Here is a 19,549-nt window from a genome sequence, read left to right as displayed (position 1 = left end):
GGACGGGGAGGGGTCACTCCGGGCTGGTGAGGCGGGCCAGCACGATGCCGCCGACGATCAGCGCCAGCGCCGCCATCCGGCCGATCGACATCGGGTCCTTGTGCACGACGACGCCCAGGGCGATCGCGCCGACCGCCCCGATGCCGGTGAAGACCGCGTACGCGGTGCCGACCGGGAGGGTCTTCATCGAGTACGACAGCAGCCAGACCGCGGCCACCATGAGGACGAAGCAGATCAGCGTGGGCAGCGGCCTGGTGAAGCCCTGGGTGGGCTTGATGCTCTGCGCCCAGGCGATCTCGACCAGCCCGGCCAGCCCGAGGATGAGCCAGTTCATCGTCAGAACTCCTTCCCCAGGTCGCGGGCGCCGCGCAGCGCGGCGGCGTACAGCTCGTCGTGCTGGGCGCGCAGGTGGAACAGGCCGGGGTCGACGCGGGAGTTGGCCAGCTCGGCGGCGACGACGGTGGTGTCCTCGACGGCGAAGTGGCCGGCGAAGAAGTCACGCAGGTACCGCTCCTGGTAGTCGAACCTGGCCTTGGGGGCGCCGGGCGAGTAGGCCCCGCCGCGCGCGGTGGTGACCACGAAACGCCGCCCGGCCAGGGACATCTTGGGGAAGGTCACCTGGTCGAGCCAGGCCTTGAGCGCCGACGGGATCGAGTAGTTGTACATCGGGGTGGCGATCAGCACCACGTCCGCGGCCACCAGCTGCGACAGCAGCGGCTCGACGATCGCCCAGGCGGCGGCCTGCTCCGGGGTGCGGGCGGCCTCGTGGTAGCGGGAGATGTCGGTGATCTGGTTGGCCATGACGTAGTCGCACAGCTCGGTCCACGCCTCCCCGATGTGCGGCACCGGCTCGGCGGCCAGGTCGCGGTGGACGTAGGTGCCCTCGGGGTGGGCGGACCGCCACGCCTCGGCGAAGGCGTCGCCGAGCTCGCGGCTGATCGAACGGCGTCGGGCGCTGGCGTCCAGGTGCAGCAGAACGGCCATGGGAGGGGCTCCTCGAAATAAGTGGACATGACGTCCGTTTTGCGGTCGAGGTGACCGTAGCAACTAAGCGGGCACGTTGTCCACTTATGTCGGGGTGGGTTAGAGTCGCCGCCATGGAGTCCCGTACCGAGTTGCTGACCGGGCGTCCCGTGGCGGAGGCGGGCCGCCCGCGCGAGCGCGCCGACGCCGCCCGCAACCGCGCCAAGGTGCTCGCCGCCGCGGCCGAGCTGTTCGCCACCCGCGACCCGCGCGGCGTGACCATGGACGACATCGCCAAGGCCGCCGGCGTCGGGCGGGGCACGCTCTACCGCCGCTATCCCGACACCGTCTCGATCGCGCAGGCCCTGCTGGACGAGCACGAGCGCGAGCTGCAGGAACGCCTGCTGCGCGGCGACCCGCCGCTCGGCCCCGGCGCGCCCCCCGCCGACCGGCTCGCCGCCTTCTACGCCGCGATGGTCGGCCTGCTGGACGAGCACATCTCGCTCGTCCTGGGCGCCGAGCAGGGCGCGCTGCGCTACGCCACCGGCGCCTACGGGTTCTGGCGGGCGCACGTGCGGGTGCTGCTGGCCGAGGCGGGCGTCCCGGAGACCGAGGCGCTGGCCGACATCCTCCTGGCCCCGCTGGGCCCCGACGTCTACGCCGAGCAGCGCAGGCGCGGGCTCACCCCCGAGCAGATCACCGCCGCCCTGGCCCGGCTGGCGCACGGCATCGTCGCCCGGGACGCCGGGCGCTGACCGCGCCGGTGTCGGCTCAGCTCGGTGGCCCAGCGGTCGAGGGCGAGCGCGTTCCCGGTGATGACGGTGCGCTCCGGTCGCGGGTTACGCGGTGAGGGCGTCGCGGAGGAACCCCAGGATGTCCGCCCGCGCCTCCTCGGCCTGGGGGGCCAGCACCGGCATGCTGAGGAAGGCGTGCCCGGCCTCGGGGTGCTCGGCCAGGCGGGCGGGGGTGCCGGCGGCCTGCAGCGCCTCGGCGTAGCGGCGGCCGTGGTCGGCGATCGGGTCGTGGGTCGGCACCGCCACGAGCGCCGGGGCCAGCCCGCCCAGGTCGCCGGCGTGCAGCGGGGAGAGCGCGCGGGCGTCCGTCCCCTCGGGCACGGCGAGCCGGTGGAACAGCCGCAGCACCGGCACGCTGAGCGTCGGGGTGTCGGCGTACTGGGTCATCGACGGGTGGTCGAACATCGTCCCGGCCACCTCCACGGCGGGGTTGACCAGCACCTGGGCCTTCAGGGGCAGACCGGCGTCGCGGGCCCTGATCGCCGCCAGGGCGCAGATCAGCCCGCCGCAGCTCTCGCCGAACAGGACGGCCCGCGCCGGGTCGACGCCCCACTGCGCGGAGTGCTCCAGCACGTGCCGGAGCACGTCCCAGCCGTCGTCGGCGGCGGCGGTCAGCGGCGTGTGCCAGTCGAGCAGGCGGTGGTCCACCGAGACGACGACGGCGGGCAGGTGGGCGGCGAGGTGGCTGTTGACCCAGTCGCTCTGCGGCGCCGTGCCGACGAAGCCGCCTCCGTGCACGTGCAGCACGAGCGGCAGGACGTCCCCCGGCTCGGCCGCTCGGGGCCGGTGGACCCGGACGCGGATGTCGCGGCCGGGCAGCGCCACCGTCCGCCAGTCGATGGCGGCGCCGGGATCCGGCCGGCCGGTGATCGCCTGTGCTTCGACGGAGGCGCGCAGCCGGTTCTCCGCCTCGACGTAGGCGGCGAGTTCGGCGGGGGTGATGGTGTCCCAGTCCGGCGTGACCGGACGGCGGCCGGTGGAGGTCTCGCTCATGGTGGTCTCCTCAGGTTTTCGCTACTTGAAGTATCGATACCTAAGGTAGCGAAAACCGGGCATGGCCGGCCTATGACCTCGATCACATCTCGTTCCGCCCGTGAGGCACGCGGAGAGCGGCCCCGCGGCAGGTGACCGGATCGGAGCGGGCGTTCTTCGCAACACGAGATGTTGGGTGTGACTTTTTGATCCGCCCTATATATGGTGTCTCCCGCAGCCGGTTCGGTCGCCCCGCCAGGGCGGCCGAGGCAAGAGGGAACCCGGTGGGAATCCGGGACTGCCCCGCAGCGGTGAATGGGAACGACCGCCGTCAGACGCACTGGGCCGAAGGCCCGGGAAGCGACGGCCAGTAGGCAGCGACAGCATGCCCATGAGTCCGAAGACCTGCCGGCGCGCCGCGCGCGATCATGCGCGCGCGGCTGGTCCGAGGCCGCGCGGGACGGTGGACGGCACCGGCGAGAGGGCTGTGGCGCCTCGCCGTCCGCCTCCTGCGCGCGTTCTCGGCCACTGACCGAGTTCACGAGGGGAGAGCGCAGTGACGGTCACAGGGGACCCGATGACGGACCTGGCCGGGACGGCGCGGGCGGACGCCGACAGGTCCGCGCCGCGGCGCGTCCAGATGCAGGTGCGCAAGCGCAACGGCACCGCGGAGCCGGTCGACGTCAACAAGATCGTACGTGCGGTGGAGCACTGGGCGACCGATCTGACGGACATCGACCCGATGCGGGTGGCCACCAAGACGATCAGCGGCCTCTACGACGGGGCCACCACCGCCGAGCTCGACCGGCTGTCCATCCAGACGGCCGCCGAGATGATCGGCGAGGAGCCGCAGTACTCGCGCCTGGCCGCGCGGCTGCTGTCGGGCTACATCGACAAGGAGGTCCGTGGGCAGGGCGTGGCCTCCTTCAGCCAGGCGATCCGGCTGGGCCACGCCGAGGGGCTCATCGGCGACGAGACCGCCGAGTTCGTCAACGCCAACGCCCGCAAGCTCGACGACGCCATCGACGTCACCGCCGACCTGCGGTTCGAGTACTTCGGGCTGCGCACGGTCTATGACCGCTACCTGCTGCGCCACCCGTCCACCCGGCTGGTGGTGGAGACGCCGCAGTACTGGCTGCTGCGCGTGGCCTGCGGGCTGGCCGAGACGCCCGCCGAGGCGGTCGGCTTCTACCGGCTCATGTCGTCGCTGGCCTATCTGCCCAGCTCGCCGACGCTGTTCAACTCCGGCACCCGGCACACCCAGATGTCCTCCTGCTACCTGGTCGACTCGCCCCGTGACGAGATCGGCTCCATCTACGACCGTTACGCCCAGGTGGCGCAGCTGTCGAAGTTCGCCGGCGGGATCGGCATCTCCTGGTCGCGGGTGCGCTCCCGGGGCGCGCTGATCCGCGGCACGAACGGGCACTCCAACGGCATCGTCCCGTGGCTGCGCACGCTCGACGCGTCCGTGGCCGCCGTCAACCAGGGCGGCCGGCGCAAGGGCGCGGCCTGCGTCTACCTGGAGCCCTGGCACCCGGACGTCGAGGAGTTCCTGGAGTTGCGCGACAACACCGGCGAGGACGCCCGCCGCACCCACAACCTCAACCTGGCCAACTGGATCCCCGACGAGTTCATGCGCCGGGTCGAGGCCGACGGCACCTGGTCGCTGTTCGACCCCGACGAGGTCCCCGAGCTGCCCGACCTGTGGGGCGAGGCGTTCGAGGAGGCCTACCGCGCCGCCGAGCGCGACGGCCGGTACGTCCGGCAGGTCAAGGCCCGCGACCTGTACGCCAAGATGATGCGCACCCTGGCCCAGACCGGCAACGGCTGGATGACCTTCAAGGACGCCGCCAACCGCCTGTGCAACCAGGCGGCCGAGCCCGGCAACGTCGTGCACCTGTCCAACCTGTGCACCGAGATCGTCGAGGTGTCCAGCGACGCCGAGACCGCGGTCTGCAACCTGGGCTCGGTCAACCTCGCCGCCCACCTGACGGGCACGGGCCCCGGCGGCGACATCGACGGCGGCATCGACGGCGACATCGGCGGCGGCATCGATTGGGAGCGGCTGCGCGCCACCGTCCGCACCGCGGTCACCTTCCTCGACCGGGTGATCGACATCAACTACTACCCGAGCGAGCAGGCCGCGGCCAGCAACCCGCGCTGGCGTCCGGTCGGCCTCGGCGTGATGGGCCTGCAGGACGTCTTCTTCGCCCTGCGCCTGCCGTTCGACTCGGCCGAGGCCAAGGAGCTGTCCACCCGGATCGCCGAGGAAATCTACCTGTCGGCGCTGGAGACCTCCGCCGGCCTGGCCGAGCGCTTCGGCGCCCACCCCGCCTACGACCAGACGTGGGCGGCCCGCGGCCGGCTCCAGCACGACCTGTGGGGGGAGAGCGGCACCCAGGCCGGGCGCTGGGACGCGGTGCGCGAGCGCATCGCCGCCCACGGCCTGCGCAACTCGCTGCTGATCGCGATCGCGCCGACCGCCACCATCGCCTCGATCGTCGGCTGCTACGAGTGCATCGAGCCGCAGGTGTCCAACCTGTTCAAGCGCGAGACGCTGAGCGGGGAGTTCCTGCAGATCAACAACGCGCTGGTGGCCGAGCTGAAGTCGCGCGGCCTGTGGAACGACCGCGTCCGGGCGGCCATCAAGCAGGCCGAGGGCTCGGTGCAGGGCATCGCCGAGCTGCCGGAGGAGGTGCGCCGGCTGTTCCGCACCGCCTGGGAGCTGCCGCAGCGGGCGCTGATCGACATGGCCGCCGCGCGCTCGCCGTTCATCGACCAGAGCCAGTCGCTCAACCTGTTCATGAGCGCGCCGACGATCGACAAGCTCTCCTCGATGTACCTGTACGCCTGGAAGTCCGGCCTGAAGACCACCTACTACCTGCGCTCGCGCCCGGCCACCCGTATCCAGCAGGCCACCGTGCCCCTCGCGCCCCCCGCGCCCCTCGCGAACAAGTCCGAGGAGGCCCTGGTGTGCTCCCTGGAGAACCCCGAGTCGTGCGAGGCCTGCCAGTGACCCCCGAGGAGAATCCGATGTTGCTCGACCCGGGCATGAGCCTGACCCTGCGGCCCATGCGCTATCCCCTGTTCTTCGACCGCTACCGCGACGCGATCAAGAACACCTGGACGGTCGAGGAGGTGGACCTGCACTCCGACCTGGGCGACCTGCCCAAGTTGTCGGCGGCCGAGCGCCACCTGGTCAGCCGCCTGGTCGCCTTCTTCGCCACCGGCGACACGATCGTGGCCAACAACCTGGTGCTCAACCTCTACCAGCACGTCAACGCCCCCGAGGCGCGCCTGTACCTGAGCAGGCAGCTGTTCGAGGAGGCGGTGCACGTCCAGTTCTACCTGAACCTGCTGGACACGTACGTGCCGGACGAGGAGGAGCGGTTCGCGGCGTTCGCGGCGGTGGAGAACATCCCCTCCATCCGGCGCAAGGCCGAGTTCTGCTTCCGCTGGATCGACTCCATCGGCAGCCTCCAGCGGCTGGAGACCCGCGAGGACCGGCGGGCGTTCCTGCTCAACCTGATCTGCTTCGCCGCCTGCATCGAGGGCCTGTTCTTCTACGGCGCGTTCGCCTACGTCTACTTCCTGCGCTCGCGCGGCCTGCTGAACGGGCTGGCCTCGGGCACCAACTGGGTCTTCCGCGACGAGTCCATGCACATGGCCTTCGCCTTCGACGTGGTGGACGTCGTCCGGCAGGAGGAGCCTGACCTCTTCGACGCGGAGATGGCGAGCCAGGTCAGGGAGATGCTGGCCGAGGCGGTCGACTGCGAGGCGCAGTTCGCCGAGGACCTGCTCGGGCAGGGCGTGCCGGGCATGTCGACCGCGGACATGCGCTCGTACCTGGAGCACGTGGCCGACCGGCGGCTGGCCCAGCTCGGCATCGAGCCGCTGTACGGGTCGAAGAACCCGTTCGCGTTCATGGAGCTGCAGGACGTGCAGGAGTTGTCGAACTTCTTCGAGCGGCGGGTGTCGGCGTACCAGGTGGGGGTGACCGGCTCGGTCAGCTTCGACGCCGACTTCTGACCCTTACAGATCTACAACGTAAAGCCGCGCGGCGGGATTCGCCCCCGCCGCGCGGGTCAGGCAGGCTCCGGGCGGTTGTCCTTGCCGTCCAGCCAGAGGACGTCGGACTCGTCGCGGTGGGAACCGGTGGTGCCGACGTGCTTGGCGTCGATCCGCGGACCCTTCTTGATCACGTGGACGAGGGCCATGGCGTGGCCGCGGCCGAGGTCGTAGTCCTGCTTGAGCCAGTCGATGATCGTCCCGGCCTTGGTGGACGGGGCGTCGAAGCCGCGTTCCTCGGCCAGGGCGATGAACTCACGGGGGGTCAGTCCGGTCTTGGCTTCGATGTTGTCCAGGTAAGCCTGGAAGGACATGGTGTTCTCCGCTCGTCATGGGGTGTTGCGGCCATGATGCACCATTTCGGGGGGTGCGCCGTCTCAGTAGAATGCCGTTCCGCCGAGTGCCGAGGGGTGACGGTGATGGACGAGCGCGAACTGAGCCGCCCGTGGGAAGGCGTCCTGGTCACACCGGGCCCGGCCGTCCGCACGGGCGTGCTCGTGCTGGCGGGGTCGAGCGGGCGGATCGAACGGGACAGGGCCCGCCTGCTGGCCGCGGAGGGGGTGACCGCGCTGTCGATCCGCTGGTTCGGCGGTCCGGGCCAGTCGCCGGGCATCTGCGAGATCCCGCTGGAGACGTTCGTGTCGGCCGTCGATCTGCTGGAGTCCACCGGCGTCCGGCGGGTCTGCGTGCTGGGCATGTCGAAGGGGGCCGAGGCCGCGCTGCTGACCGCCGTCCGGGACCGGCGGATCGGCGGGGTGGTGGCGCTGTCGCCGACCTCGCTCGTGTGGGGCAACGTCGGGCCGGGGCCGGACGGGGAGAGACGTCCCTACCGGTCGTCCTGGACGTGGAAGGGGCGGCCGCTGCCGTTCGTCCCGTACGACGACGACTGGGCCGAGGCCGAGCCCGAGCACGGCCCGCTGGCCCTGCGCGAGCTGTACGAGCTCAGCCAGCGCACGTTCGCCGATCTGTTGCCGGCCGCGGAGATCCCGATCGAGGCGGCGGCGGCCGACGTGCTGCTGGTGGCGGGCGGGGACGACGCCATGTGGCCGTCCCTGCCGTTCGCCGGGCGGCTGGCCGCGCGGCGTCGTGCCGCCGGCCGCCCGGTGCGGGTGGTCAGCCGGGCCGAGGCCGGTCACCGTCCGCGCCTGCCGGGGGAGGGGCCCGCCCCCGAGTCGCCGGACTTCCTCTACGGGGGCGACCCGGTCGCCGACGCCGGGCTCGGAGCCGACGCCTGGCCGCACATCCTTGACCTGCTGCACGGCTGACGCCCGCGGGTCGCCTGCGATGATCGTCTTCTGCTAGTTTGTACCTTCCGGCCGGATGTTGCATCTGGCCGAGAGTGCTTGTATGACCATTTCTCCGGTAAACGTGCGGCCCGTCGAGGCCGCGGATCACCCCACCGTCGAACGACTCTGGCTCATGTTCCGCCACGACATGGCGGACTTCCAGGGCGGGCTCCCCGGCCCCGACGGCACCTACCACGGCGACCGCCTGCGCACCGCCCTCGATGACGACGACTGGACGGCCTACCTGTTCACCAGCGGCGACCGGCCGGTCGGGTTCGCGTTCGTGCGTGCGGCGGCCGGTCCGGTCCGGGTGCTGAACAGCTTCTTCGTGGTCCGCGGCGCCCGCCGGTCCGGGATCGGGCTGCGGGTCGTCCGGGAGGTGATCTCCCGGCATCCCGGGCCGTGGCGGATCGCCTTCCAGGACGCCAACACGGCGGGCGTGGCGTTCTGGCGGCGCGTCGCGACCGAGTTCGCCGGCGAGGCGTGGACGGAGGAGCGCCTGCCCGTCCCGAACCGCCCGGACGTCCCGCCGGACGTGTGGATCTCCTTCACCGCAGCCGAAATCTGATGGTGTGGTACGTTTTCGCCACGCATTCGAACTGAGGGGGTGAGACCGATCAACGTTGTGACAGGTCGGGGCTCCCTCACGCGCATCGCCTAGGGAGCGCCCGCACAAGGCATCCCGAAAGGCTCAGGACGCGCATGCGTTTTCTCTCCCGGACGTCGGCCGACGGCGTCATCGAACGATCCTTCGCCCTCGGCGGCATCCCCGGCGTCCTGTGGACCCCGCAGGACGCCGAACCCCGCGGCCTGGTCCTCATCGGGCACGGCGGCGGGCAGCACAAGCAGGCCCCGGGCGTCGTGGGACGCGCGCACCGGCTGGCGGCCGAACGCGGCTTCGCGGCGGCGGCCATCGACGCACCGGCCCACGGCGACCGGCCCGGAAGCGCCGAACACGAGCGGATCATCGCCGCGATGCGGGAGCGGATGGCCGGCGCGGGCGACCCCACCCCGCTGCTGGCCGAGCTGCACACGCTGCTGGCCGCCCAGACCGTGCCGGAGTGGCGGTCGGTCCTGGACGCGCTCGGCGACCAGGGCCCGGTGGGTTACTGGGGCGTGTCGCTGGGCTGCGCCCTGGGGATCCCGCTGGTGGCCGCCGAGCCGCGGATCGGCGCGGCGGTCCTGGGGCTGAGCGGCACCTCGCTCGCCTCGGCCCGGGCCGCCGCCGCGATCACCGTCCCGGTGCGGTTCCTGCTGCAGTGGGACGACGAACGGGTGCCGCGGGCCGAGGCCCTGGCCCTGTTCGACGCCCTGGCCTCGGCCGAGAAGACCCTGCACGCCAACCCCGGCGGACACGCGGACGTGCCGGACTTCGAGATCGACAGCGCCCTGCGCTTCCTCGCCGACCGGCTGGCCTGAGGCCGCCGCCGACCGGGTGGCCGTCCCGGCCGGCGGGCCGCCGATGAGTACGGGCGGGCGCGGCTGAGCACGTGCGTGCTCACGACAGGGGACCCGCGGCGCGGCCACCATCGTGGTGCAGGAAGACCACGGCATGGAGGTGGGCGATGCACGACGAGCAGAACGGCGGCCGGGAGCCGTCCGTCGGCAGGAGAGGGCTGCTGCGGCTGACGGGGGCGGCCGCGGTGGCCACGACGGCGGCGATGGTCCTGCCGTCCGGGCGGGCCGCGGCGACGCCGGCCGGACAAGCGCGGACGCAGACGCAGGGCGCGGACGGCTCGGAGGCGCGGGACCGCGACTGGCGGTTGCGCACCGAGCAGCTCCGCGCCAACGGCGACAGCCTCCGGCGCAGCGCCGAGCTGACCAGGCAGAGCCTGGCCGGCCAGACGGCCCTGCGGATCCCGGCCGGACCACCCCGCTGACCACAGCCGACAAGAGGAGGACGGACCATGACGTTTTTCGCAAGGGTCGGCTGGACGTGGGAGGCCGGCGGCGCGGTCCTGGGCGCCCCTGCCGTCGCCCCCGCCGTGCACGACCTGACCACCGGCCATCTGGCGCTGCGGATGGCGACCAACCGCGGCGCGCCTTCCACCGCGGACCAGATCACCTCGCTGGGCGCGTCGATCGGCGTCCCGCGCAACGAGAACGGGCGCATCGACGGGCCCTCGGTGGCCCAGGTCGGGGCGACGTTCCGGCTGGACCCCGACTCCCGCTTCCACGTCGAGAGGTCGTGGAACTCCTCCGAGCTGTCGGTGACCCTCGCCATCAGCCTGGAGGACCTCACGGCGGGCACCGTCGTCACCGGGCCGGAGTTCGTCATCGCGCGGGACTCGGGGTTCAACGTGGGGGAGAACAAGCTGCTGTTCAGCAACCCGGCGCCGGGCGGGTCGGCGGCGGTCAGCGGCGACTTCGCCTGCGCCGCCCGCCACGACTACCGGGCGTGGATCGACCTGCACGCCCGCGTCAGCGGCGCGGGGTTCGGCGGGAGCGGCGGGTCGGGGGCCGACCTGATCGCCGGCGTCGTCGCGCCCACGATCTCCTTCCTGTGGTACTTCACGCCGTTGCAGGGGGCCGCGCCGTCGTCGTGGACCCGCGAGGCGACCGCACCGCCCGCCCGCGCCGCCGACCGGGTCTGACTGCCGGGCCGGGGGCGGCCGTCAGGGGCGCAGGACGTCGCGCAGCTCGCCGCGGCTGGTGACGCCGAGCTTGGCGTAGGCGCGGGCGACGTGGTTGTCGACGGTGCGTTTGGAGATGCCCAGCCGTTCGGCGATCTGCCGGTGGGTCAGGCCGGTCAGCGCCAGCGTCGCCACCTCGCGTTCGCGGGCGGTCAGCTCGGCGGTCGAGGGCAGCCGTTCGGCCAGGGCCAGGCCGGGGCAGCGGCGCAGGTGCTCGGCCGACAGGCCCCAGCAGCGCCGGGCGGTGTGGGCGCGGCCGCGCTCCCGGTGGCGGCGCGCGGCGCGGCCGTACCCCTCGGCGGCCAGGGGGTGCAGGCCGAGGCGGGCGAAGTTGCCGGCCGCCGCCTCCAGCGCGGCGGGGTCGCCGGTGCTGATCGCCGCCGCGTATCGCAGGTAGGGGGACTCGCCGCCGTCCGTGGTGGCGGCGGGCGGGGCGGTCCGTACGTCCGCGCCGAGCCGGACGGCGTCGGCCAGGGCGAGCGCGTGCACCGCCGCGGCGCCCATGGCCTGCGCCCGGACGGCGGTCGCGCGTGCCCGGCCGGCCGCGGCGCGGGCGTCGCCCCGGGCGGCGGCCACCCACGGCCGGGCCAGGTCGGCCCACAGCCCGAACATGGTCGCGGGCGGCCACTCCAGGCGGTCGGCGGTGCGCAGCGCGTCCTGCGCGGCGTCGGCCTCACCGGCCAGCGCCTCGGCGTGCGCCACCTCGCCGTAGAGCAGGCGGTGGAGCAGGCGGCCGGTGACGGTGTCGGGCCGGTGGAGGACGACGGCCTCGCGCAGCCTGCGCCGGGCCTCCGCCACGTCGCCGGTGAACCGGGCGACCTGGGCCATCGCGATCGCCGCCACCATCAGCGCGTACTCCCAGCCGTGGGCGAGGGCGGCCTCGTGCTCGCGTCCGGCGAGCCGCGCGGCCAGGTCCGTACGGCAGGCCAGGAGCGCGCCCTGCACCTGGACCAGCGCGGTGGTCGGCGGCAGCCACGGCATGTTCTCCACCGCCTCGGCCAGCACGGGATCACGCGCGTCGTGCGGCGGCGCGGGCGGCCGGCCGCCGTAGGCGCCGGCCAGCTCGTGCGCCAGGCGGGCCTTGACCTCGGCCTCCTTGTTGACCATCCCCGCCCGGAACAGCGGCGGCAGCTCCGACAGCGCCGGGCGCAGGTCGCCGGAGAACGCCGCGAACACCGAGCTCAGGGCCGCCCGCTCCTCGGCGTGCTCCGGGGTCAGGCCCGCGCCGCGGGCGGGGAGCGCGCGGTGGGCGGCGGGGTCGCCGAGCCCCCAGAACAGCGTCTCGGCCCGGCCGAACGCGATCTTGTCGTGGTGGTGGCCGGCGGTGGCGACGGCGTCCATGACGTCGAGCATGGCCATGAGCTCGCCGGTGCGCTCGCCGGAGATGAGCACCCGCCACAGGACCTGCGCCGCGCCGACGCCCTGCTCGACGTCGCCGTTCAGCAGGGCCGACTCGGTGGCGGCGCGGGCGAGCTGTTCGGCCAGCGGCAGGTCGAGCAGCGTCCAGGCGCGCCGGGTGGCGGTCAGCAGCATGCCGGGCGGCGGCTGGACGCCGGCGTCGAGGCTCCAGCGGACGATGCGCAGCGCGTCGGAGCGGCGGCGGGCCCCCGTGGCGGCGATGGCCTCGGCCAGCACGCGTTTGGCCCTGCGGGTGCGCAGCTCCGGGCAGCCGTCGCGCAGCGCCTCGCCGTACAGGGGGTGGGCCAGGCGGAGCAGGGAGCGGCGGCCGTCGCGCTGGATCCACAGCAGGCCGCGCGCCTCCAGGCGGGTGAGCAGGTCTTCGGGGACGAGCCGGGTGACCACGCCGACCGAGACGGGCTCGGCCAGGGCGAGCAGTTCGAGCGCCCACCGTTCCTGGTCGGCGAGCGCGCCGAGCCGCCTGGCCACCAGCTCGGTCAGCCGGGGGGCGACCAGCCAGGGGCCCTCCCACCGCCACACGCCCTTGGTCTCGGCCAGCGTCCCGGCCTGCATGCCGGCCAGCACGACCTCGCGCAGCAGGAGCGGGTTGCCGGCGGTCAGCTCGTGCAGGCGGCGTACGGTGAGCTCGGCCGCCTGGCCGCCGAGCACCTCGTGCAGCACCTGGCCCACCTCGGACGGCGACAGCGCGGCCGGCTCTATCCGCTCGGCCAGCCCTTCGGTCCACAACGCGGCCAGCCACTCGGAGAACGGCTCGCCGGCGCGCAGCACCACCAGCACGAACGCGGCCCGCGTCCGGGCCAGGTGGCGCAGCACGGCCGCCGACTCGTCGTCGAGCAGGTGGGCGTCGTCCACGACGACCACCGCGCGCCGCGACCCGGCCGTCAGGGCCGCGACCATGGCCCGCACCAGCACGCCGCGGCTGGCCACGCCCACGACGCCGTCGGGGACGAGCACGCCGAGCGGGCCGAGCGGCACGTCGGAGTTGCCCGAGGTGGCCGGCACCGAATGCACGACGAACCGGGACGGATCGAGCGTGGCGAGCGCCTCGTACACCAGCCGGCTCTTGCCGACGCCCGGCGGGCCGGTGATCGCCAGCGCGCCGGCCGCCGGATCGCGCAGGGCGGTGGTGACGCGGCCCAGATCGGACTCCCTGCCCACGAACGGCCACATGCCCGCCTCCCGCTGCGTCCTCTGCCGCAGTCTGACACGCCGGACGGGCGCGAGTCAGCCGGAATGTCGCCTTCGCCGGCGTTCGCCTGACAGGTCAGGAGCCGCCGGCGATCTCGACGACGGCGTGGCGGTTGTGCTCGTCGGTGAGGTGGTCGAGCAGGTACTGGGCCAGGTCGGCGCGGGAGATCGAGCCCGCCTTGGCCAGGGGCGCGTTCTCGGCGGTGCGGTAGCGGCCGGTCAGGGGCCCGTCGGTGAGCATCGGCGGGCGCACGATCGTCCAGTCGAGGTCGTGGGCGGCGGTGACGGCGGCCTCCATGCGTCTCATGTCGGCGTAGCCGTGCCGGTAGAGGCGCTGGATCACGAAGCGGGTGACCAGGCGGCGGCCCAGCGGCGTGCCCGGCGGGATGTCCAGGCCCGCCGACGACAGGCACAGCAGGCGGCGCACCCCGCCGTCGCGCATGGCGGCGATGACGTTGGCGGTGCCCTGGGAGTAGACGGTGGTGGGGTGGCCGCGGTCGGTGCTGCCCAGGCACGACAGCACGGCCTCGTGCCCGGCGACGGCGTCCCGCCAGGGGCCGGGGGTCAGCACGTCGCCGCCGATCACGCTCACCCGCTCGCCCGCCGGGACGCGGCCGGGGTCGCGGGCCAGGACGGTGACGTCGTGCCCGGCGGCGACCGCCTGCTCGACCACCTGGCGTCCGGTGCCGCCGGTCGCGCCGAGGACCATCAGGTTCATGCCGCACCGGCCAGGGCCCGTACGACGGCCTCGGCGATCTCGCGCTGGCCGTCGATGCTCAGGTGCACGCCGTCGTCGAGGAAGTGGTGGTCCTCGCGGACGGCGAGCCTGGTGTCCACGGTCGGCTCGGGACGGCCCAGCAGGTGGTCGGCGATGGCGTCGACGTCCTTGCCGGCCCAGGTGATGCCGGCGCGCCGGAAGTGCGGGTAGGCGGCGGCGCGCGGCTCGTCGAAGGGGCTCGGGGTGAGCCAGACCCAGCGGACGGCCCCGCGCTGCCGGGCCAGGTCGTGCAGCATGGCCAGGTTGCGCTCGGTCTCGGCGGCGCTGACCAGGGTCGGCGCGTCGGGGGCCAGGTGCTGGGCGTCGTTGGCGCCGATCATGCACAGCACCAGGTCGGGCCGCTGGAAGCCGAGGGCGGGGAGCTGGGTGAGCGCCTGGGTGGTGGTGCTGCCGGCGATCGCCAGGTTGGTGAAGCGGACGGCGTCGCCGGGACGGCGCAGCGCGACCAGCCGGCGCAGGATCTCGAACCAGGACAGGCGGTCGGCGGTGGTGCTCTCGCCGAGGGCCACCACGTGGAAGGCGTCGCGGGAGCCCTCGGGACGCAGCGGCAGCCGGTCGACGGCGTCGGCGAGGCCGGGCCGGGCCAGCAGCGTCTCGGCGGCCTGCCGGGTCTGCTGGTCGAAGGCGTCCAGCAGCGCGCGGTAGGCGTCGGCGTCGAGGCCGAACAGGGCGGCGAGGCGGGCCTCGTCCGCGCCGATCAGGTACGGCAGGGCGCCGGGCCGCTGGAACCGGACGAGCCGTTCGGTCATCGGGTCGGTCATGACATGGCCTCCGTCTGGACGGTGGATGCGGGGGACGGGCGGAGCGCGGCGCAGATCACGAGACCCGTCCGCCGGTGAGGTCGAGGGTCGCCCCGGTCACCCAGGAGGCGGCGGGCGAGGCGAGGTAGAGGACGGCCTGGGCGACGTCGGCGGGACGGCCGACGCGCCCGAGTGGGAAGGCCGCGGCGAGCTGGGCGAGCCGCTCGGCGGGCAGCGCGGCGAGCTTGTCGTTGAGCACGGCCGAGGGCGCCAGGCAGTTGACCCGCACGCCGTCGCCGCCCACCTCGGCGGCCAGGTGCCGGGCGAACATGACCACGCCCGCCTTGGCGGCGGCGTAGGCGGCGTTGGCGCCTCCGGGCTGCCGGCCCGCGGTGGACGACATCAGGATGATCGACCCGGCGCGCCGCTCCAGCATGCCCGGCAGGAACTCGTGGACGGTGAGGAACACCGAGGTCAGGTCGGACTCCAGCACGGCGCGCCAGCGGCCGGGGTCGAGCCCCGCGGTCGGCGCGGGCGCGCCCTGCCCGCCGGCGAACGGGGCCAGGATCTCCACCGGCCCGAGCGCGGCCTCCACCTCGGTGCGGATGCGGGCCAGCGCGCCGGTGTCGGTCACGTCGCCGGGCGCGGCCAGCGCCCGGCCGCCCTCGGCGGTGATCGAGGCGACGACGCGGTCCACCGCCCCGGTGTCGCGGCCGGTGACCGCGACCCGGACGCCGTTGGCGGCCAGCGCGTGGCAGGTCGCCGCGCCGATGCCGCGGGAACCGCCGGTGACGAGGGCGACCTTGCCCTCCAGTCCTGGATGTCTGGGCCAGTCAGGCCGGTCGGTGTTCATCTGGGTGGTCATCGCATATTGCTTCTCTCAGGAGAAAGGTTCACCTTTGTGAAAGGTTCTGTGCGGAGTACAGTATGCGCTGTGTCCGCGTCCCGCAACCGCCCGATGGGCGTCGCCTTCCTGCTCGCGCAGCTCGGCGCGCACGCCGCCGGCCGGTTCGCCGCGCGGGTCGCCGAGCTCGGCCTGTCGCCGTCCGACGTCGGGCTGCTGCGGATGATCGCCCTCCAGCCGGGCCGCAGCCAGCAGTCGCTCGCCGCCGACCTCGGCGTCGTGCCCAGCCGGGTCACCGCGCTGCTCGACCCGCTCGACCGGGCCGGCCTGGTGGAGCGGCGCCGCTCGGCCGGCGACCGCCGCAACCACGAGCTGCACCTGACCGAGCAGGGCGCGAAGGTGATGGAGGACATCAGGAAGACGGCGATGGCGCACGAGGCCGACCTGACCTCGTGCCTCAGCCCCGACCAGCGCGGCGAGCTGCTCGCCCTGCTGGAGCTGGTCGCCGCCGACCAGGGCCTGACGCCGGGCGTGCATCCCGGCTACCGCCGCTCCTGACGTGGCCCGCCGCCCGGCGGGCCGTAGGTCCCCGCGCGGGAGGACCTACGGCTCTGGCCGCCGCATCCGCCCAGGCCAGAGGCTTGGATCATCACCACCGGATGCGAAGAAGGTGTTCACGAATGAGGCACAGGCCCATCGCCCTTGACGCCGACGACGTGCAGGTCAGGATCCGCGGCGGCGGCGTGCGCGCGGCCGACGTGCGGCGTGCCCGCCACACCGTGGCCGACCTGACCCGGCTCGCCCACGAGCCGGTGCTCGGCGCGACGGTCAAGCTCGCCGCCACACCGCAGGTCGCGGGGGAGCGGCGGACGGCCGAGGCCGTGGTGGACGTCCAGGGCCGGCTCATCAGGGCCCGGGCCGGCGCCGGCTCCACCCGCGCCGCCATCCACCTGCTCGGCGACCGGCTGCGGGCGCGGCTGCTGGAGAGCACCCGGGACTGGGAGAACCGGCGCGGCCGCCACCCCCGTCCGCCCCACCCGGCCCCGGCCGCCGGGGAACGCCGGATCGTCCGGACCTGCACGGCCGCCCGCGCCGTGCCCGACGAGGCGGCGGTGGACATGGACGACCTCGACTACGACTTCCTGCTGTTCACCGAGACCGCGACCGGCCAGGACAGCGTGATCTACCGCACCGGCGACGGCTACCGCCTCGCCCAGCTCGACCCCCGTCCCGACCTGCCGGCGCCGACCTGCGCGGGGATCTCGGTCAGCCCGCTGCCCGCCCCCCGCCTCACCGCCGGGCAGGCCCTCGACCGGCTGGAGCTGACCGGTTTCCCGTTCGTCTTCTTCGCCGACTCCGCCACCGGGGCGGGCTGCCTCCTCTACCGTCGCGACGACGGGGACTACGGCCTGGTGACCACCGCGCACGAGGACTGAGCGCCGGCGCCGCCCCCGGCCAGGGGGCGGCGCCGCCCAGTCAAGGACCCGTCACACGACGGCCGCGCGGGCGGGCGCGATGCGGCGGCCGGAGATCTGCTCGGCCTCCACCACGATGTAGTGGTCCCGGTCGCCCGGCGCCCACGTCGTCAGCGGCAGCTCAGCCAGGCGGGCCAGCTCGGCGGCGTCGGTCACCTCGCGCGCGTGCCCCACCGCCGTGACCGACCAGCCGGTACGCCGCCCGGCGTCGAAGTCGTCGGCCTCGAAGGCCACCACGGCCCGCCGGGTGGCCGCCGCCAGCTTCGATCCCGTCGCGGTGCGGATCACGATGGACCGCCCGTCGAGACAGAAGTTCACCGGCTGGACGGCGGGCAGGGCACGATCGGTGAACACGATCCGCCCGATGGGCATCGAGGACAGCAGCAGGAAGCACTCCTCCTCGGAGAGCACCTGCAGTCCGGACGAGTCGAGCTGCATGCTCTCCAGGATCCCCCACCCGCCCCCGCCCGCGGCAGGGACGAAAGTCCCATCTTCCCCGGCGACCGGCCCGCGGACGCCGGATGTCCCGTCCGGGACCTTCGGCCCTTCAAAAGCGGACGTTCGCCCCGGTCAGCGGCCGGGCCCGCTCCCTAGCCTGGGAACCGGCCCGCGGTCGCGGGTCTCACCCCTGGGACTGTGGAGGTCACAATGTTGTCCGCGGAATCCGCCGCCGTCGTCCGCGCCACGCTGCCCGTCGTGGGCGCCTCGCTCGACGCCATCACCGAGCGGTTCTACGCGACGATGTTCGCCGACCGGCCCGAACTGCTGGACGGCCTGTTCAACCGCGGCAACCAGGCCAGCGGCGAGCAGCGCAAGGCGCTGGCCGCCTCCGTCGCCGCCTTCGCCACCACCCTCCTGGACCACCCCGACCAGCGGCCCGACCACCTGCTCGCGCGCATCGCCCACAAGCACACCGCGGTCGGCGTCACCGACGACCAGTACGTGATCGTGCACAAGTACCTGTTCGGCGCGATCGCCGAGGTGCTGGGCGAGGCCGTCACCCCGCAGGTCGCCGCCGCCTGGGACGAGGTGTACTGGCTGATGGCCGGCGCCCTGATCGCGATGGAGGCCCGCCTCTACGCCGACGCCGGCGCCGTCGAGGGCCGCACGTGGCGGCGCTGGCGGGTGGCCGGCCGCCGCGAGGAGACGCCCGACGTCGCCTCCTTCCTGCTCACCCCGCTCGGCGAGGAGCCCCCGCCGCCCGCCCGCCCCGGCCAGTACGTCAGCGTCCAGGTCGAGATGCCCGACGGCGTGCGCCAGCTGCGCCAGTACACGCTGTCCAACGCCGGCGACGGCCTGCGCCGGATCACCGTCAAGCGCGTGGACGGCGACCCCGCCGGCGAGGTGTCCACCCTGCTGCACGCCACCGTGCGCCAGGGCGACGAGCTCACCCTGTCGGCGCCGTTCGGCGACGTCACCCTGGACGACTCCGAGGCGCCGCTGGTGCTGGTGAGCGCCGGGATCGGCGCCACCCCCATGGTCGCCATGCTCGACCACCTCGCCGCCACCGGCTCCCGCCGCCGCGTCCTGGCCCTGCACGCCGACCGCTCGCCCGACCGGCACGCGCTGCGCGAGGACATGACCCGCCTGGCCCCCGAGCACGTCTTCTGGTACGAGCACGGCGCCCAGGCCCCCGACCGCGACGGCCTGATGGACCTCGGCGGCGTGCCGATCCCGCAGGGCGCGGTCGCCTACCTGTGCGGGCCGCTGCCCTTCATGCGCGAGGCGCGCGCCGCGCTGCTCAAGGCCGGCGTGGCGGCCCGCGACGTGCACTACGAGGTCTTCGGGCCCGACCTGTGGCTCGCCGCCGGCTGACCGCCCGCCCCGGCGGCCCGCCCGCCGCCCCACCCGCCGGTCCACCGGCGATCCACGTGACCAGGAGGATGAGATGAGCGTTGTCCGAGGCGCGGCGAGGGCGCTGCTGGGCGCCGCCGGCGCCGCGATGGCGGCCGCCGGCCCCGTCATGGCCGCCCGAGGCGTCCAGGCGCGCGGCGAGATCCGCGACGAGCTGCGCCGGCAGGCCATCAGTTTCCCCGGCAAGGGGCTGCCCGCCGAGCTCGCCGCCCACGAGGGCCGCGCCGTCCTGACCGGCCCGCAGGCCAGGGCCTACGCCCAGGTGATCGGCCGCAACGTGCTGACCGCCACCGGCGGCCGGACGTACGCGCAGGTCAGCGCCGAGCTGTTCGCGGCGGGCGGCGCGGACGCCGAGCTGGAGAGCCTGCGGCAGACCGCCTTCACCGGCCAGATGCTGCGCGCCTCCCTGCTCAACGCCTACCAGGCCTGGCAGCTCGGCAACCTGGCCATCGGCCTCGGCGGGCTGCTGACGCTCACCGGCGCCGCCCTGCTGACCTGCGGCGCCACCCTCGCCGCCGACGAGTGACGGGGGACG

21 protein-coding genes and 1 riboswitch are annotated in these 19,549 nt (G+C 74.1%); of the genes, 12 read left to right on the top strand and 9 right to left on the bottom strand.

Annotated elements, in window-relative coordinates; translation table 11 throughout:
- Window positions 1–13: 13 nt before the first annotated feature.
- Window positions 14–334 carry a multidrug efflux SMR transporter gene (locus ACFYUV_RS45335; RefSeq protein ID WP_352360314.1) on the bottom strand — a complete coding sequence of 107 codons (321 nt, stop codon included), beginning with the start codon at window positions 332–334 and terminating at the stop codon, window positions 14–16.
- 2 nt (window positions 335–336) lie between these two features.
- Window positions 337–984, bottom strand: a complete 648-nt coding sequence (locus ACFYUV_RS45330; RefSeq protein WP_387680862.1) for an FMN-dependent NADH-azoreductase — start codon at window positions 982–984, stop codon at window positions 337–339.
- A gap of 113 nt (window positions 985–1,097) precedes the next feature.
- Here ACFYUV_RS45330 and ACFYUV_RS45325 point away from each other — a divergent pair, with 113 nt between their 5' ends.
- Window positions 1,098–1,718, top strand: coding sequence for a TetR/AcrR family transcriptional regulator (locus tag ACFYUV_RS45325; RefSeq protein ID WP_387680859.1), 621 nt, complete (start codon window positions 1,098–1,100; stop codon window positions 1,716–1,718).
- Window positions 1,719–1,802: 84 nt separating this feature from the next.
- On the opposite strand, the gene ACFYUV_RS45320 is transcribed toward ACFYUV_RS45325, so the two are convergent.
- Entirely contained in the window at window positions 1,803–2,750 is a 948-nt protein-coding gene (locus ACFYUV_RS45320) for an alpha/beta hydrolase (protein WP_387680857.1), read from the bottom strand.
- A 201-nt stretch (window positions 2,751–2,951) separates the two neighbouring features.
- Window positions 2,952–3,157: riboswitch (cobalamin riboswitch) on the top strand.
- Window positions 3,158–3,285: 128 nt separating this feature from the next.
- On the opposite strand from ACFYUV_RS45320, the gene ACFYUV_RS45315 reads away from it, so the two are divergent.
- Together ACFYUV_RS45315 and ACFYUV_RS45310 are read left to right on the top strand one after the other, a co-directional pair.
- On the top strand, window positions 3,286–5,745 hold the full coding sequence (locus ACFYUV_RS45315; RefSeq protein WP_387680854.1) for a ribonucleoside-diphosphate reductase subunit alpha: 2,460 nt from the start codon (window positions 3,286–3,288) through the stop codon (window positions 5,743–5,745).
- Window positions 5,746–5,762: 17 nt separating this feature from the next.
- Window positions 5,763–6,758: a ribonucleotide-diphosphate reductase subunit beta gene (locus tag ACFYUV_RS45310; protein WP_387680851.1), complete on the top strand. Its 996-nt coding sequence runs from the start codon at window positions 5,763–5,765 to the stop codon at window positions 6,756–6,758.
- A 56-nt stretch (window positions 6,759–6,814) separates the two neighbouring features.
- Here the strand turns inward: ACFYUV_RS45310 and ACFYUV_RS45305 are convergent, their stop codons facing one another.
- Window positions 6,815–7,111: a DUF4287 domain-containing protein gene (locus ACFYUV_RS45305; RefSeq protein ID WP_387680848.1), complete on the bottom strand. Its 297-nt coding sequence runs from the start codon at window positions 7,109–7,111 to the stop codon at window positions 6,815–6,817.
- Window positions 7,112–7,216: 105 nt separating this feature from the next.
- Here ACFYUV_RS45305 and ACFYUV_RS45300 point away from each other — a divergent pair, with 105 nt between their 5' ends.
- The 5 genes from ACFYUV_RS45300 to ACFYUV_RS45280 all read left to right on the top strand — a co-directional run bounded on the left by ACFYUV_RS45300 (window position 7,217) and on the right by ACFYUV_RS45280 (window position 10,677).
- Entirely contained in the window at window positions 7,217–8,062 is an 846-nt protein-coding gene (locus tag ACFYUV_RS45300; RefSeq protein WP_387680846.1) for an acyl-CoA thioester hydrolase/BAAT C-terminal domain-containing protein, read from the top strand.
- An 82-nt stretch (window positions 8,063–8,144) separates the two neighbouring features.
- The gene (locus ACFYUV_RS45295) at window positions 8,145–8,651 is read left to right on the top strand and encodes a GNAT family N-acetyltransferase (RefSeq protein ID WP_387680843.1); all 507 of its coding nucleotides are present in this window, start codon (window positions 8,145–8,147) and stop codon (window positions 8,649–8,651) included.
- A gap of 134 nt (window positions 8,652–8,785) precedes the next feature.
- Window positions 8,786–9,502, top strand: coding sequence for an alpha/beta hydrolase (locus ACFYUV_RS45290; protein WP_387680840.1), 717 nt, complete (start codon window positions 8,786–8,788; stop codon window positions 9,500–9,502).
- 146 nt (window positions 9,503–9,648) lie between these two features.
- Window positions 9,649–9,963, top strand: a complete 315-nt coding sequence (locus ACFYUV_RS45285; protein WP_387680837.1) for a hypothetical protein — start codon at window positions 9,649–9,651, stop codon at window positions 9,961–9,963.
- Between the two features lie 27 nt (window positions 9,964–9,990).
- Entirely contained in the window at window positions 9,991–10,677 is a 687-nt protein-coding gene (locus ACFYUV_RS45280) for a hypothetical protein (protein ID WP_387680835.1), read from the top strand.
- A 21-nt stretch (window positions 10,678–10,698) separates the two neighbouring features.
- Here the strand turns inward: ACFYUV_RS45280 and ACFYUV_RS45275 are convergent, their stop codons facing one another.
- From ACFYUV_RS45275 to ACFYUV_RS45260, 4 genes are all read right to left on the bottom strand, one after another.
- Complete coding sequence (locus tag ACFYUV_RS45275; protein ID WP_387680832.1) at window positions 10,699–13,305, bottom strand: LuxR C-terminal-related transcriptional regulator; 2,607 nt, start codon at window positions 13,303–13,305, stop codon at window positions 10,699–10,701.
- Between the two features lie 94 nt (window positions 13,306–13,399).
- The gene (locus ACFYUV_RS45270; protein WP_387680829.1) at window positions 13,400–14,041 is read right to left on the bottom strand and encodes an NAD(P)-dependent oxidoreductase; all 642 of its coding nucleotides are present in this window, start codon (window positions 14,039–14,041) and stop codon (window positions 13,400–13,402) included.
- Window positions 14,038–14,862, bottom strand: a complete 825-nt coding sequence (locus ACFYUV_RS45265) for an SGNH/GDSL hydrolase family protein (protein WP_387680826.1) — start codon at window positions 14,860–14,862, stop codon at window positions 14,038–14,040. Before ACFYUV_RS45265 ends, ACFYUV_RS45270 begins: the two co-directional genes overlap by 4 nt.
- Window positions 14,863–14,917: 55 nt before the next feature.
- The gene (locus ACFYUV_RS45260) at window positions 14,918–15,706 is read right to left on the bottom strand and encodes an SDR family NAD(P)-dependent oxidoreductase (RefSeq protein WP_387680823.1); all 789 of its coding nucleotides are present in this window, start codon (window positions 15,704–15,706) and stop codon (window positions 14,918–14,920) included.
- 69 nt (window positions 15,707–15,775) lie between these two features.
- On the opposite strand from ACFYUV_RS45260, the gene ACFYUV_RS45255 reads away from it, so the two are divergent.
- Together ACFYUV_RS45255 and ACFYUV_RS45250 are read left to right on the top strand one after the other, a co-directional pair.
- Window positions 15,776–16,243: a MarR family winged helix-turn-helix transcriptional regulator gene (locus tag ACFYUV_RS45255; RefSeq protein ID WP_387680820.1), complete on the top strand. Its 468-nt coding sequence runs from the start codon at window positions 15,776–15,778 to the stop codon at window positions 16,241–16,243.
- A 122-nt stretch (window positions 16,244–16,365) separates the two neighbouring features.
- Entirely contained in the window at window positions 16,366–17,121 is a 756-nt protein-coding gene (locus tag ACFYUV_RS45250; RefSeq protein WP_387680817.1) for a sigma 54 modulation/S30EA ribosomal C-terminal domain-containing protein, read from the top strand.
- Between the two features lie 51 nt (window positions 17,122–17,172).
- Here the strand turns inward: ACFYUV_RS45250 and ACFYUV_RS45245 are convergent, their stop codons facing one another.
- Complete coding sequence (locus ACFYUV_RS45245; protein WP_364341719.1) at window positions 17,173–17,598, bottom strand: pyridoxamine 5'-phosphate oxidase family protein; 426 nt, start codon at window positions 17,596–17,598, stop codon at window positions 17,173–17,175.
- A gap of 210 nt (window positions 17,599–17,808) precedes the next feature.
- Between ACFYUV_RS45245 and ACFYUV_RS45240 the strand changes: the two genes are divergently transcribed.
- Entirely contained in the window at window positions 17,809–18,975 is a 1,167-nt protein-coding gene (locus tag ACFYUV_RS45240) for a globin domain-containing protein (protein WP_387680813.1), read from the top strand.
- A gap of 73 nt (window positions 18,976–19,048) precedes the next feature.
- On the top strand, window positions 19,049–19,540 hold the full coding sequence (locus ACFYUV_RS45235) for a hypothetical protein (protein WP_358300485.1): 492 nt from the start codon (window positions 19,049–19,051) through the stop codon (window positions 19,538–19,540).
- Window positions 19,541–19,549 lie beyond the last annotated feature (9 nt).

This window comes from Nonomuraea sp. NPDC003560, assembly GCF_042878785.1.
Taxonomy (GTDB): domain Bacteria; phylum Actinomycetota; class Actinomycetes; order Streptosporangiales; family Streptosporangiaceae; genus Nonomuraea.
Note: the sequence above shows the minus strand (reverse complement) of the source record. Positions and strands in the feature narration are given on the sequence as shown.

Excerpts from the sequence above, each read along its gene's own strand:
- ACFYUV_RS45310 (WP_387680851.1), top strand. The coding sequence starts at position 5,763 with ATGTTGCTCGACCCGGGCATGAGCCTGACCCTGCGGCCCATGCGCTAT.
- ACFYUV_RS45330 (WP_387680862.1), bottom strand. The coding sequence starts at position 984 with ATGGCCGTTCTGCTGCACCTGGACGCCAGCGCCCGACGCCGTTCGATC.
- ACFYUV_RS45250 (WP_387680817.1), top strand. The coding sequence starts at position 16,366 with ATGAGGCACAGGCCCATCGCCCTTGACGCCGACGACGTGCAGGTCAGG.
- ACFYUV_RS45325 (WP_387680859.1), top strand. The coding sequence starts at position 1,098 with ATGGAGTCCCGTACCGAGTTGCTGACCGGGCGTCCCGTGGCGGAGGCG.
- ACFYUV_RS45320 (WP_387680857.1), bottom strand. The coding sequence starts at position 2,750 with ATGAGCGAGACCTCCACCGGCCGCCGTCCGGTCACGCCGGACTGGGAC.
- ACFYUV_RS45275 (WP_387680832.1), bottom strand. The coding sequence starts at position 13,305 with ATGTGGCCGTTCGTGGGCAGGGAGTCCGATCTGGGCCGCGTCACCACC.
- ACFYUV_RS45270 (WP_387680829.1), bottom strand. The coding sequence starts at position 14,041 with ATGAACCTGATGGTCCTCGGCGCGACCGGCGGCACCGGACGCCAGGTG.
- ACFYUV_RS45295 (WP_387680843.1), top strand. The coding sequence starts at position 8,145 with ATGACCATTTCTCCGGTAAACGTGCGGCCCGTCGAGGCCGCGGATCAC.
- ACFYUV_RS45305 (WP_387680848.1), bottom strand. The coding sequence starts at position 7,111 with ATGTCCTTCCAGGCTTACCTGGACAACATCGAAGCCAAGACCGGACTG.
- ACFYUV_RS45280 (WP_387680835.1), top strand. The coding sequence starts at position 9,991 with ATGACGTTTTTCGCAAGGGTCGGCTGGACGTGGGAGGCCGGCGGCGCG.
- ACFYUV_RS45245 (WP_364341719.1), bottom strand. The coding sequence starts at position 17,598 with ATGCAGCTCGACTCGTCCGGACTGCAGGTGCTCTCCGAGGAGGAGTGC.
- ACFYUV_RS45285 (WP_387680837.1), top strand. The coding sequence starts at position 9,649 with ATGCACGACGAGCAGAACGGCGGCCGGGAGCCGTCCGTCGGCAGGAGA.
- ACFYUV_RS45260 (WP_387680823.1), bottom strand. The coding sequence starts at position 15,706 with ATGACCACCCAGATGAACACCGACCGGCCTGACTGGCCCAGACATCCA.
- ACFYUV_RS45240 (WP_387680813.1), top strand. The coding sequence starts at position 17,809 with ATGTTGTCCGCGGAATCCGCCGCCGTCGTCCGCGCCACGCTGCCCGTC.
- ACFYUV_RS45300 (WP_387680846.1), top strand. The coding sequence starts at position 7,217 with ATGGACGAGCGCGAACTGAGCCGCCCGTGGGAAGGCGTCCTGGTCACA.
- ACFYUV_RS45290 (WP_387680840.1), top strand. The coding sequence starts at position 8,786 with ATGCGTTTTCTCTCCCGGACGTCGGCCGACGGCGTCATCGAACGATCC.
- ACFYUV_RS45265 (WP_387680826.1), bottom strand. The coding sequence starts at position 14,862 with ATGACCGACCCGATGACCGAACGGCTCGTCCGGTTCCAGCGGCCCGGC.
- ACFYUV_RS45335 (WP_352360314.1), bottom strand. The coding sequence starts at position 334 with ATGAACTGGCTCATCCTCGGGCTGGCCGGGCTGGTCGAGATCGCCTGG.
- ACFYUV_RS45235 (WP_358300485.1), top strand. The coding sequence starts at position 19,049 with ATGAGCGTTGTCCGAGGCGCGGCGAGGGCGCTGCTGGGCGCCGCCGGC.